Below are 12981 nucleotides of genomic sequence, written 5' to 3'. Positions count from 1 at the left end.
GAAATATCAGATGTTACGTTTCAAGCCATGCGCACCGACAAGATGGCCCTCGTCGCCTTTATGCAGGCCGGCAGCACTTCGGTCTACGCGGGGTCGTGGCGGCACCCCGCGACCGAGCACCGCTACCTGGACGCGTCGTACTACGCCAAGATCGGCCGCCAGCTCGAAGAGGGTTGCTTCGACCTGATGTTCTTCGACGACCGCCTGGCCATGCCCGGGGTCTACGGCGGATCGGTGGGCGAGGCGGTCCAGTACGGCGCCCGCCCCGTCAAGTTGGACCTCAGTGTGATCCTCGGGGTGCTGGCACAAGCCACGTCGAAGATAGGGCTGGGCGCCACCTACTCGACCACCTATTACCAGCCCTTCCACGTGGCGCGCACGTTCGCCTCGCTCGACCACCTTTCGGGCGGTCGCGCGGCGTGGAACGTGGTCACGTCGGTCAACGACAGCGAGGCACAGAACTTCGGTGTCGACGCGCACCTCGGCCACGACGAACGGTACGACCGCGCCGACGAATTCATGGACGTGGTGACCGGCCTGTGGGACACGTGGGAGGACGAAGCCGTCGTGCACAACCGGGTGTCCGGTCAGTTCGCGGATCCCGCCAAGGTGCACGAGTTGGGACACGTCGGCCAGTTCTTCTCCGCGCGCGGCCCGTTGACGGTGCCGCGCTCCCCGCAGGGCCGACCGGTGATCATTCAGGCCGGGTCGTCGGGACGTGGCCGCGAATTCGCCTCTCGCTGGGCCGAATTGATCTTCACCGGCGACCCCGGCATCGAGGTGGCGCGCAGCCACTACGCCGATCAAAAAGACCGCATCGCGGACGCCGACCGCGATCCCGCCGCCGTCCGCATCTGCCCGATGGCCTACGCGGTGGTGGGCGAATCCGAATCCCACGCCAAGGATCGCGAGGCGATGTTCCTCAACGATCTCGTGCACCCGATGGCGTCGCTGACACTGTTGTCGGAGTTGATGAATTACGACTTCGCCCAACACGATCTCGACGACCCGGTGACCGACGAGCTACTCGCCTCGGTCTCCGGTATCCGCGGCCTGGTGCAGAACCTGCGCACCCATATCGGCGGGGACACGGTCACGTTGCGCGACCTCGCCAGCCATCGGGCCACCCTCCTGCAGGGACCCCGCTTCGTCGGCACCGGCGAACAGGTCGCCGATCAGATGGCCGACTGGTTCGAAAGCGGCGCCTGCGACGGATTCGTCTTGGCCGCGACGCATCTGCCCGGCGCCTTCGAAGACGTCGTGCGCATGGTGGTGCCGGAACTGCAACGCCGCGGGTTGTTCCGCACCGAATACGAATCATCGACGCTGCGCGGGCATCTCGGCCTGCAGCGTCCGTCGAACACCCGGGTGGCCGCCGGTGCCCATGCTTGACGGGCTGCGGGTACTCGACCTCGCCACGCTGGCCGCCGCGCCGCTGGTGGCCACCTATTTAGGCGAGTTCGGCGCCGACGTGATCAAGGTCGAAGAACCACGGCACGGCGACCCGATCCGCGGCTGGGGCAACCAGCGCGACGGCGTGGGCCTGATGTGGAAGTCGATCGCGCGCAACAAGCGGTCGGTCACGCTGGACTTGCGGTGCGCGGAGGGGCAGGCGCTGGTGCGCCGTCTGGTGGAACACGCCGACGTCGCCATCTTCAACACCCGCCCCCAGACCTTGCGCAAGTGGGGACTGGATTACGAGAGCCTGCGCGCGGTCAATGACCGGATCGTCATGCTGCACATCACCGGTTACGGCCTGAGCGGGCCGAAGAGTGAGCGCCCGGGCTTCGGCACGCTGGGCGAGGCGATGAGCGGATTCGCGCATATCACGGGCCAGGCCGGCGCGCCGCCCACCCTGCCGCCGTTCATGTTGGCCGACGGTGTCGCGTCGCTCAATGCCGCCTACGCGGTGATGATGGCGCTGTATCACCGTGACGTGCACGGCGGGCCGGGCCAACTGATCGACGTCAACCTGATCGACCCGCTGGCCCGGCTGCTGGAGCAGACGCTGCTGGGCTATGACCAGTTGGGCCTGGTGCCAGAGCGGGCCGGCAACCGGTGGGACATCTCGGCCCCGCGCAACACCTATCGCACCGCGGACGGCAGGTGGCTGGCCATGTCCGGCAGTTCGCCGGCGCTGGCGCTGCGGGTGTTCCGGGCGATCGGCAGGCACGACCTGCTGGACGACGCCGACTTCACCGACCCGCAGCGACGGCTGGCGCGGGCCCGCGAAGTCGACGCCGTGGTCGCCGAATGGGTTGCCACCAAGACGCTTTCGGCGGCGATGGAAGTGTTCGAAGCCCACGAGGTGGCCGCGGCCCCGGTCTATGACATCAGCGATCTGGTCGCCGACGAGCAGCTGGCGCATCGTGAGGTGTTCATCTCCGTCGACGACCACCAACTCGGGCCCATGACGGTGCAGGCTCCCGTTCCGCGTTTCTCGGCGGAGTCCGGGACGGTCGGGCATCTGGGGCCTCGCCTCGGCCAGCACAACACCGAGGTGTACGGGGAGCTGCTCGGCATGAGCCTCGACGAAATAGACGACCTACGCGCCCGAGGCGTGTTGTGACAGAAGGACATTGAACGATGACGAATCTTCTCCGCCGCTCCGAGCTCGCGGTGCCCGCAAGCAACGACAACATGTTCGACAAGGCCGCCGGGTGCGGCGCCGACCTGGTATTCCTCGACCTCGAGGATGCCGTGCCCCCGGCGTTCAAAGAGGAATCGCGCGGTAAGGCGATCAGCGCCCTCAACGACCTGGACTGGGGACGCACCGCGCGGGCGGTGCGGATCAACGGCCTGGACACCCGGTGGTGCCACGACGACGTCATCGAGGTGGTGACCAGGGCCGGCCGCAACCTCGACACCATCATCATCCCGAAGGCGTGCCGAGCCCGCGACGTGTGGTGGGTGGACGTTCTGCTCACGCAACTGGAATCGAAGTTGAGCCTGGGCAAGCAGATTCGGCTCGAGGTGCTGATCGAAGAGGTGGAAGGCCTGGCCAATGCCGAGGAGATCGCGGCCGCCAGCCCGCGCCTGGACGCCCTGATCTTCGGGGTGGGTGACTTCTCGTTGTCCCAGGGCGCCCGGGTGGACACCAACTTCGTCCCGCTGGGCGAGTATCCCGGCGAATTCTGGGCTTACGCGCGCAACAAGGTGATCGTCGCCGCGCGCATCGCCGGCATCGACGCCATCGACGCGCCGTACCCCGACTACCGGGACCTCTCCGGGTACGAGCGCGACGCCCGGCGCGCGTCGCTGCTCGGCTACACCGGCAAATGGGCGATCCACCCCGACCAGGTGCCCGTCGCCAATGAGGTTTATGCCCCGACCCCCGACGAAATCGCCCGCGCCGAGACCAATGTCGCCGCTTACCGGGAGGCCGAGGCCAAGGGCCGCGGCGCCGTCGGGGTGAGCGGCGTACTGGTCGATGCCGCCCACGTGAAGCAGGCGGAGCAGACACTGGCCCGCGCCGCCCTGATCAACGGCAGCCGCTAGTCGATCACCACCAACAGGTCGCCGCCCTCGACCTGTGCGGTGCGCGACACCGCGATTCGCGCGACCTTGCCGGCCTTGCCGGTGGTGACGGCGGCCTCCATCTTCATCGCCTCGATCGTCGCGACCGTCTGTCCGGCTTCGACCTGGTCCCCGGCCTCGGCGGTGACCGTGACGACGCCGGCAAAGGGGGCGGCGACGTGATCGGGATTGGCGCGATCGGCCTTCTCGGCCGCCGGCACGTCGCTGGCGATGCTGCGGTCACGCACCACGACGGGGCGCAGCTGACCGTTGAGGATGCACATCACGGTGCGCATGCCGCGTTCGTCGGGATCAGAGATGGCCTCCAGACCGATCAGCAGCTCCACACCGCGCTCCAACTCCACGCGGTGTTCGTCCCCCTGGCGCAATCCGTAGAAGAACTGGTTGGCGCTCAGTCCCGAGGTGTCGCCATAGGTCTCGCGGTGGTCCTCGAGTTCTTTGGCCGGCCCGGGGAACAGCAGCCGATTCAGCGCCGCCTGCCGGCCGGTGCCCGGTGCGGCCAACGCCTTTTCGTCCGCGGCCGTCAGCGGCTGCTCGGGTTTCGCCGGCCCGCGACCGTCTAACGCCTTGGTACGCAACGGCTCCGGCCAGCCGCCCGGCGGGTCGCCGAGTTCGCCGCGCAAAAAGCCGATGACCGAGTCCGGGATGTCGTAACGCGCGGGGTCGTCGGCGAAGTCCTGCGCGCTGACGCCGGCTCCGACCAGCGCCAGCGCCAAGTCGCCGACCACCTTGCTCGACGGCGTCACCTTGACGAGGTGCCCCAGGATGGAGTCGGCGCCGGCGTAGGCGTTTTCGATGTCCTCGAACCGGTCGCCGAGGCCCAGCGCGATGGCCTGCTGGCGCAGGTTCGACAATTGGCCGCCCGGGATCTCGTGGTGGTAGACCCGGCCCGTCGGGGAGGGAAGCCCGGATTCAAACGGCGCGTACACCTTTCGGAGCGCCTCCCAGTACGGCTCCAGGTCGCATACCGCCGGCAGTGACAAGCCGGTGTCGTAGTCGGTGTTGGCAGCGGCGGCCACGATCGACGACAGCGCGGGCTGGCTGGTGGTCCCCGCGAGCGGTGCGGCGGCGCCGTCGACGGCGTCGGCCCCCGCGTGCCAGGCCGCCACGTAGCTCGCCAGCTGTCCGCCCGGGGTGTCGTGGGTGTGCACGTGCACCGGCAGGTCGAATCGGGATTTCAGCGCCGAGACCAGGGTCGCGGCGGCCGGGGCGCGCAACAATCCGGCCATGTCCTTGATCGCCAGGACGTGCGCACCCGCGTCGACGATCTGTTCGGCCAACTTGAGATAATAGTCGAGCGTGTAAAGCTTTTCGTCCGGATCGGACAGATCACCGGTGTAAGACATCGCCACCTCGGCCACCGCCGTGCCGGTGTCGCGCACCGCGTCGATGGCCGGCCGCATCGAGTCAACATTGTTCAACGCGTCGAAGATCCGGAAGATGTCGATGCCGGTGGCCGTCGCCTCCTCGACGAACGCCGTCGTCACCGTCTCCGGATAGGGCGTGTAGCCGACGGTGTTGCGCCCGCGCAGCAGCATCTGCAGACAGATGTTGGGCATCGCGTCCCGCAGCACGGCCAGCCGTTCCCACGGGTCCTCTTTCAAGAACCGCAGCGCCACATCGTAAGTCGCACCGCCCCAGCACTCCACCGACAACAATTGCGGCATCGTCCGCGCGAGGTAGGGCGCCACCTTGATCAGGCCGGTGGTGCGGACCCGAGTCGCCAGCAGCGACTGGTGCGCGTCGCGGAACGTGGTATCCGTGACGGCGACGCCGCGCGACTCGCGGAGCCAGGCCGCGAATCGCTGCGGCCCGAGTTCGGTCAAACGCTGCTTGGAGCCCGCGGGCGGATCCGTCGACAGGTCGATGTCGGGCAGCTTGTCGTGCGGGTACACCGTCGACGGGCGCTCGCCGTGCGGCTTGTTGACGGTGACGTCGGCCAGGTAGCTGAGAATTTTGGTGCCGCGGTCGGCGGAGCTGCGCGCCGTGAGCAGCTGCGGGCGCTGCTCGATGAATGACGTGGTGACACGTCCGGCCTGGAAATCCGCGTCATCCAGAACCGCCTGCAGGAAGGGAATGTTGGTAGACACACCACGAATCCGGAATTCCGCGACCGCCCGTCGGGCCCGGCGCACCGCCGTGGGGAAGTCACGGCCCCGGCACGTCAGCTTGATCAGCATCGAGTCGAAATGCGCGCTGATCTCCGCGCCCAGCGTCGTACCGCCGTCCAAGCGGATTCCCGCACCGCCCGGGGTGCGGTACGCGGTGATGCGGCCGGTGTCCGGACGAAAGCCGTTCGCCGGATCTTCCGTGGTGATGCGGCATTGCAGCGCCGCACCGTGCGGAGCGATCGAATCCTGGCTCAGACCAATCTCTTCCAGCGTTTGACCGGACGCGATCCGCAGCTGGGCGGACACCAGGTCGACGTCGGTGATCTCCTCGGTCACCGTGTGCTCCACCTGGATGCGCGGGTTCATCTCGATGAACACGTGATTGCCGCGTTCGTCGAGCAGGAACTCGACCGTGCCCGCACAGGTGTAGCCGATGCCTTGCGCGAACGCCACCGCGTCCGCGCAAATGCGTTCGCGCAGTTGTGGATCCAGGTTGGGTGCCGGCGCAATTTCGACCACCTTCTGGTGGCGCCGCTGCACGCTGCAGTCCCGTTCATAGAGGTGGATCACGTTGCCGTGATTGTCGGCCAGGATCTGGACCTCGATGTGACGCGGATTGATCACCGCCTGCTCGAGAAACACCGAGGCATCCCCGAAGGCGGATTCGGCCTCGCGGCTGGCGGCCTCGATCGCCTCTGGCAGCGCCGCCGGGTCGGTGACCCGGCGCATCCCGCGGCCGCCACCACCGGCGACCGCCTTGACGAACAGCGGAAACGTCATCGACTCGGCGACCGTGACCAGCTCGTCCACCGATGTCGAGGGCGCCGAGGAGGCCAGCACCGGAAGTCCCGCCGCCCGGGCCGCCGCGATCGCCCGCGACTTGTTGCCGGTGAGCTCCAGCACCTCCGCACTCGGGCCGACGAACGTGATCCCGGCCGCCGCACACGCCGCCGCCAGGTCCGGGTTCTCGGACAGGAAGCCATAGCCGGGGTAGATCGCGTCCGCCCCGCACGCCCGCGCCGTTTCGACGATGTCGTCGACCGACAGGTAGGCGCGGACCGGGTGGCCCTCCTCCCCGATCTGGTATGACTCGTCGGCCTTGAGCCGATGCACCGAATTGCGGTCCTCGTAGGGATAGACCGCCACGGTGGCCAGTTCCAGTTCGTAGGCGGCGCGGAAGGCGCGGATCGCGATCTCGCCGCGATTGGCGACCAGGACTTTCGTCAGCACGGTATTTACGATAGAGCGCGCTGCGGCGGTCCGACATATTCGCTGAGCGGACGGATCAACGCGTTGGACGCGGTCTGCTCGATGATGTGTGCCGTCCACCCGGTAATGCGGCTCATCACGAAAATCGGCGTGAAGGCCCCGATGTCGAAGCCCATCAGGTAATAGGCCGGCCCGGTCGGAAAGTCGAGGTTCGGCTTGATGCCGTTGGCCTGCGCCATCCCCTTTTCCAGGACCTGGTAGATGTCGAGCCACTTCTGACCGTCACGTGCCGCGGCGACGCGCTGGAGTGCTTTCTTCATGGTCGGCACCCGGGAGTCGCCGTTCTTGTAGACGCGGTGGCCGAAGCCCATGATCTTGTCTTGGCGATCCAGTTTGTCCTGTAGCCACTGCGAAGCCCGCTCGACGCTTCCGATTTCGATCATGTCGTGCATGACCGCTTCGTTGGCGCCGCCGTGCAGCGAGCCCTTGAGCGCGCCGATGGCGGCGGTGACCGCGCTGTAGATGTCGGACTGGGTCGAGGTGACCACCCGCGCGGCGAAGGTCGAGGCGTTGAAGCTGTGCTCGGCGTAGAGCACCATGGACTGTTCGAATGCGTCGACGATCACCTGCTCGGGGACATCGCCGAAGCACATGTGCAAGAAATTCTGGGCGTAGCTCATGTGGCTGTGCGGCGCGATGGGTTCCAGGCCGCGCCGGCGGCGCATGTCGGCCGCGACGATGGTGGGCAGCACCGCGAACATCCGCAGCGCCTTGGCGTAGTTGGCCGCCGGCCTGCTGTCGTCCTCGTCGGGGTCTTCGGCACCCATCGAGCTGATGAAGGTGCGCACCACATCCATCGGGTGACACGTGTCGGGCAATTTGGTCAATAACGACAACTGCGATCGGTTCAGCCTGCGGGCCGCTCGTTCCCGCTGGGTGAACAGTGCCAGCTGCTGCTCGTCGGGGAGCTCGCCGTGCCACAGCAGGTAGGCGACCTGCTCGAAGCTGCAGGCGGCGGCGAGGTCTTGGACCGCGTAGCCGCGGTAGGTCAGCGAGTTGGTCTCGGGGACGACCTTGGAAATGGCGGTCGTGTCGACGACGACACCGGCCAGGCCTTTATAGATGCGGGGGTGGTTGTCTTCGACGGTGCTCATTACATGTCTCCTTGCACGGTGAAGTTGTAGATGTCGGAATCGAATTGGCTGTAATCGGCGTAGCGCAGCAACTCGTAGAGCCTGCTGCGGCGTTGCATCCGGTTGATCAGGCCCGATTGTGTTCCGGTCTCGGCGATTTCACGAAGACCGGCCTCGACCGCGTGCATGGCCAACCGCAGCGTGGTGACAGGGTAGATCACCACGTTGTAGCCGATGTCGGATAGCTGCCCGGCGCTCAGCAACGGCGATTTGCCGAATTCGGTCATGTTGGCGAGCAGCGGCGTGTCGACCGCGGCGCGGAACCGCTCGAATTCTGCAGGGGTGTGCAGGGCTTCGGTGAAGATCAGGTCCGCACCCGCGTCCGCGTAGGCCTTGGCGCGCTCGATCGCGGCCGGCACCCCTTCGATGTCGGCTGCGTCGGTGCGGGCGCAGACGATGAAATTCGGGTCGCGGCGGGCGCAGACGGCGGCCCGCAACCGTTTGATCATCTCGGCGGCCGGCACCACGGTCTTGCCGTCGAGATGCCCGCAGCGCTTGGGGTTTTCCTGGTCCTCGAGGTGGCAGCCGGCCAGCCCGGCGTCCTCGAGCACCGTCACCGTGCGCGCCGCGCTCATCGGCTCACCGAAGCCGGTGTCGGCGTCGATCAGCGTGGGCAGATCGGTCACCCCTGCGATCTGGGCGCCACGACCGGCGACTTCGGTCAGGGTGGTCAGGCCGATGTCGGGCAGGCCGAGGTCGGCGGCGAGCACCGCCCCGGACACGTACACCCCGTCGAACCCGAGCTCGGCGACGAGTTTTGCCACCAGCGGTGAGAAGGCGCCCGGGAACCGTTGCAGCCGGCCGCTTTCCAGCGCGGAACGGAATTGTGCCCGCTTGTCGGTCGCCGCGACGGCCCCGCCGATCAGCCCGCTCATCAGAAGATCCCCGAGGGGATGCTGGGCGCCGTGTCCAGTACCCGTGGACCGACCGTGATATTGAGGGCGCCCAAAGTGCCGGCCTGCAGGTCCGCCAGGGCTTCGGCCGCCGACAGGAACCGCTGCTGTTCGGTGTCGCTGAGCACACCTTCGGCCAGCTCGGTGAACTTCCCGATGTACTGCTTTCGCCCAAACGGCCTGGCCCCCAATGGATGAGCGTCGGCGACGGCGATCTCGTCGACGATGACCTCACCGTTTTTGAGGGTGACCTCGGCGCGCGCACCGAACGCCTTCTCCGCCGGATCCGCCGAGTGGTAGCGCCGGGTCCATTCGGGATCCTCGACCGTCGAGATCTTGTGCCACAGCTCGACGGTGTCGGCCCGGTGCGCGCGCTGCGGCGCGTAGGACCGCTCGTGATGCCAGGTTCCGTCCTGCAGCGCGACCGCGAAGATGTACATCACCGAGTGATCCAGCGTCTCGCGTGAAGCATCCGGGTCGAACTTCTGTGGATCGCCCGACCCGGTGCCGATCACATAGTGGGTGTGATGGCTGGTGTGCAGCACGATCGTCGCGACCTGGCCCAGATCCCCGATCCGGGTGCGCATCCGGCGGGCCAAATCGATCAGCGCCTGACTCTGATACTCCGCCGAATGCTCCTTGGTGTAGCTGTCCAGGATGGCGCGTTTGGGCTCACCGGGTTCGGGCAGCGCGACGTGATAGGTGTGCTCGGGACCCGAGAGCAGCCAGGCGATCACCCCGTCCTCACCCTCCCAGATCGGGGCGGGCGCGCCCTCGCCGCGCATCGCGCGGTCGACGGCCTCGATGGCGACCTTGCCGGCCCAGGCGGGCGCGAACGCCTTCCAGCTCGAAATCAGACCCTTGCGCGACTGCCGGGTGGCGGTCGTCAAATGCAGCGCCTGCCCGATCGCCTGATAGATGGTCTCGGTGTCCAGGCGCAGCATCGTGCCCAGGCCCGCGGCCACCGACGGACCCAGGTGCGCAACATGGTCAATCTTGTGTTCGTGCAAGCAGATTCCCATGGCCAGATCGATCTGGACCTCGTAACCGGTCGCGATCCCCCGGATCAGATCGGCTCCGCTGATCCCGAGGTGCTGGGCCACGGCAACCATTGGGGGAATGTTGTCGCCCGGGTGGGAGTACTCGGCGGCCAGGAAGGTGTCGTGAAAATCCAGTTCACGCACGGCGACGCCGTTGGCCCAGGCCGCCCACCCAGGGGAGTAATCGCCCTCGATCCCGAAAACCTTCGCGCCATGGACCGCGCTCGGGTGCGCGCGCGCCTGAGCCCGCGCGACCGCCACCGGACGACGGACCAGCGAGGCGGCCGACACCGCGGCGTTGTCGATGACGCGGTTGATCACCATCGCTTCGGTGTCCGCGGGCACCTCCACCGGGTCCGCGGCGACCTCCGCGATCTTCCACGCCAGGTGCTCACTACGGGGGAAGTCGTCGGCGCTACGCCGGGTTCGAACGTCGTGTACGCGCATAGGACGCACAGTACGCACGACCAGTTGCCGGGTAAATGCCCTGTAAAGGCGTAAATTTGTGTCCTTATGCGCGAGATTTTGCGAATGTTGTGAAAGGCGTCGGGCGTACGGTGGGACCCGTGGCGAAGACGTTCGCCGGAGCGCGGCTACGGCGATTGCGCGAGGAGCAGGGGCTGACCCAGGTGGCGCTGGCGCGCGTCCTGGGGCTGTCGACCAGCTACGTCAACCAACTCGAGAATGACCAGCGCCCGATCACCGTTCCGGTATTACTCAGCCTTACCGACCGATTCGACCTGCCGAGCCAGTACTTTGCGCCGGAGTCCGATGCCCGCTTGATCTCCGACCTTCGGGAGGTGCTCGCCGACGGGCCCGTCACGGCCGCGCAAGTCGAGGAGCTCGTCGCCCGCATGCCCGCGATCGGTCAGACTCTGGTCAACCTGCACCGGCGGCTGCACGACACCACCGCCGACCTGGAGGCCCTGCACAGTCGGGCGAACCTAGACGTTTCCGACACGTCGGCGCTGTCCCAGCAGCCGATGCCGTTCGAAGAGGTTCGGGATTTCTTCTACGACCGCAAGAACTACATCGGTGAACTCGACATCGCGGCCGAAGATCTGTTCACCAAGAACCACTTGCGAATTGGCGGACTCGACGGCCAGCTCGCGCAGCTGCTCGCAGACCAACTCGGCGTCACGGTGGTGATCGACGACGGCCAGGTGTTGGGCCCCAACTCCAAACGCCTGTTCGCGCCGGAATCGAAAACCGTGTACCTGGCCCGGTGGCTACATCCGGGCCAGCGTGCCTTTCAGCTCGCCACCCAGGTCGCCCTGCTCACGCAGGAAAGGCTGATCACCGGGATCATCGCCGGCGATGATCAGCTCAGCGACGATGCCCGCGGTGTGGCGCGCATCGGGCTGGCCAACTATTTTGCCGGCGCGCTGCTGTTGCCCTACCTGAGATTCCTGGACGTCGCCGAGAGTGTCCGCTACGACATCGACCAGCTGGCAAGGCGATTCGAGGTGGGATTCGAAACCATCTGCCACCGGCTGTCCACCCTGCAACGCCCGAACGCGCGGGGGGTGCCGTTCATCTTCGTCCGCACCGACAGCGCCGGGAACATCTCGAAACGCCAGTCCGCCACGGCCTTTCACTTCTCCCGCGTCGGCGGCAACTGCCCGCTGTGGGTGGTCCACCACGCGTTTTCCCGGCCCGGCCAGTTTCTGACCCAGGTCGCGCAGATGCCCGACCAGCGCACCTACTTCTGGATCGCCCGGACCACCACAACGGAGCCGAGCCGTTACCTCGGCCCGGACAAGAGCTTCGCGATCGGACTGGGATGCGACGTCGCGCACGCGGAGAAACTGATCTACTCGGTCGGCATCGATTTGGCCGATGCCGAGGCGATCGTGCCGATCGGCGCCGGCTGCAAGATCTGCGACCGGCCCGCGTGCCCGCAACGTGCGTTCCCCTACCTCGGCCACCCGGTCTACGCCGATCCGCACAACAGCACCGATCTGCCGTACCCGCCCGCGATCACGCCCTGATTGGAGAGTGCACATGCCCAAGGTGGCGATACTCGATGACTACGCCGGGGTGGCCTTGCAGGTCGCCGACTGGTCACCGGTGCAGAACCGGGCCGACATCACCGTTTTCGACCGCCATCTCTCCGAAGCGAGGGCCGCCGAAGCGCTGCGGACGTTCGATGTGGTGTGCACCCTGCGCGAGCGGATGGCGTTTCCGCGAACACTGATCGAGCGGCTGCCGAACCTGAGGCTGATCACCATCGTCGGCAAGAGTTTGCCGAACCTGGATATGGCCGCCGCCACCGGGCACGGGATCCTGGTCGCCCATTCCGATTTCGGACACTCACGATTCAGGTCCATGCGCGACGCGACGCCGGAACTCGCCTGGGGTTTGATGATCGCGACGGTGCGCCATCTGGCGGAAGAGCATCGGCACATGCGCGACGGTGGGTGGCAGAGCGCCGCGGGTATGACGCTGGCGGGCAAGACGCTCGGTCTGCTCGGTCTGGGTAGGGTCGGCGCACGAATGGCCAAGTACGCCAAGGCGTTCGACATGGAAGTCATTGCGTGGAGCCAAAATCTCACCGAGGACGCCGCCGCGAGCGTGGGCGCCCGGCGGGTGGAGAAGGCCGACCTTTTCGAAGCCGCCGACGTGGTCTCCATCCATCTGGTGCTCTCGGAGCGCACCCATGGCCTCGTCGGCGCGTCCGAGCTGGCCCTGATGAAGCCGCACGCCTATCTGATCAACACGTCTCGGGGCCCGATCGTCGATGAGGGGGCACTGATCGCCGCGTTGGAAGACGGGCGTATCGCCGGCGCGGGGCTGGACGTGTTTGACATCGAACCGCTGCCCAGCGATCACCGGTTGCGGCTGCTCCCGAATGTGACCCTGTCTCCCCACCTGGGGTACGTCACTCGCGAGATGCTCGGCGCCTTCTACTCCGACACCGTGGAGTCAGTGGTGGCCTTTCTGGACGGGGCGCCGATCCGGATCGCCAATCCCGAGGCGCTCGAGCGGCGCTGATCGA

9 protein-coding genes are annotated in these 12981 nt (G+C 66.9%); 5 read left to right on the top strand and 4 right to left on the bottom strand.

The window, feature by feature from the left end; all coding sequences use genetic code 11:
- The first annotated feature begins 27 nt into the window (after positions 1-27).
- The 3 genes from A5775_RS09830 to A5775_RS09820 are packed head-to-tail and all read left to right on the top strand — an operon-like array spanning position 28 to position 3498.
- On the top strand, positions 28-1392 hold the full coding sequence (locus tag A5775_RS09830) for an LLM class flavin-dependent oxidoreductase (protein ID WP_067251254.1): 1365 nt from the start codon (positions 28-30) through the stop codon (positions 1390-1392).
- Positions 1385-2569, top strand: coding sequence for a CaiB/BaiF CoA-transferase family protein (locus A5775_RS09825; RefSeq protein ID WP_067251252.1), 1185 nt, complete (start codon positions 1385-1387; stop codon positions 2567-2569). Before A5775_RS09830 ends, A5775_RS09825 begins: the two co-directional genes overlap by 8 nt.
- Before the next feature lie 17 nt (positions 2570-2586).
- The gene (locus A5775_RS09820) at positions 2587-3498 is read left to right on the top strand and encodes a CoA ester lyase (protein WP_067251250.1); all 912 of its coding nucleotides are present in this window, start codon (positions 2587-2589) and stop codon (positions 3496-3498) included.
- Here the strand turns inward: A5775_RS09820 and A5775_RS09815 are convergent.
- The 4 genes from A5775_RS09815 to prpD are packed head-to-tail and all read right to left on the bottom strand — an operon-like array spanning position 3495 to position 10430.
- Positions 3495-6878 carry a pyruvate carboxylase gene (locus tag A5775_RS09815; protein ID WP_067251247.1) on the bottom strand — a complete coding sequence of 1128 codons (3384 nt, stop codon included), beginning with the start codon at positions 6876-6878 and terminating at the stop codon, positions 3495-3497. The genes A5775_RS09820 and A5775_RS09815 overlap by 4 nt on opposite strands.
- 5 nt (positions 6879-6883) lie before the next feature.
- A complete protein-coding gene (locus A5775_RS09810; protein WP_067251245.1) occupies positions 6884-8011 on the bottom strand; it encodes a bifunctional 2-methylcitrate synthase/citrate synthase in 1128 nt (375 codons plus the stop codon).
- Positions 8011-8925: a methylisocitrate lyase gene (gene prpB / locus A5775_RS09805; protein WP_067251243.1), complete on the bottom strand. Its 915-nt coding sequence runs from the start codon at positions 8923-8925 to the stop codon at positions 8011-8013. Before prpB ends, A5775_RS09810 begins: the two co-directional genes overlap by 1 nt.
- On the bottom strand, positions 8925-10430 hold the full coding sequence (gene prpD, locus A5775_RS09800) for a 2-methylcitrate dehydratase PrpD (protein ID WP_067251241.1): 1506 nt from the start codon (positions 10428-10430) through the stop codon (positions 8925-8927). Before prpD ends, prpB begins: the two co-directional genes overlap by 1 nt.
- A gap of 119 nt (positions 10431-10549) precedes the next feature.
- On the opposite strand from prpD, the gene A5775_RS09795 reads away from it, so the two are divergent.
- Both A5775_RS09795 and A5775_RS09790 read left to right on the top strand, forming a co-directional pair.
- Entirely contained in the window at positions 10550-11974 is a 1425-nt protein-coding gene (locus tag A5775_RS09795) for a short-chain fatty acyl-CoA regulator family protein (RefSeq protein WP_067251239.1), read from the top strand.
- Positions 11975-11987: 13 nt separating this feature from the next.
- Positions 11988-12977, top strand: coding sequence for a D-2-hydroxyacid dehydrogenase family protein (locus A5775_RS09790; protein ID WP_067251418.1), 990 nt, complete (start codon positions 11988-11990; stop codon positions 12975-12977).
- Positions 12978-12981: the final 4 nt, after the last annotated feature.

Source organism: Mycobacterium sp. 852002-10029_SCH5224772, assembly GCF_001667315.1.
GTDB lineage: Bacteria > Actinomycetota > Actinomycetes > Mycobacteriales > Mycobacteriaceae > Mycobacterium.
Note: the sequence above shows the minus strand (reverse complement) of the source record. Positions and strands in the feature narration are given on the sequence as shown.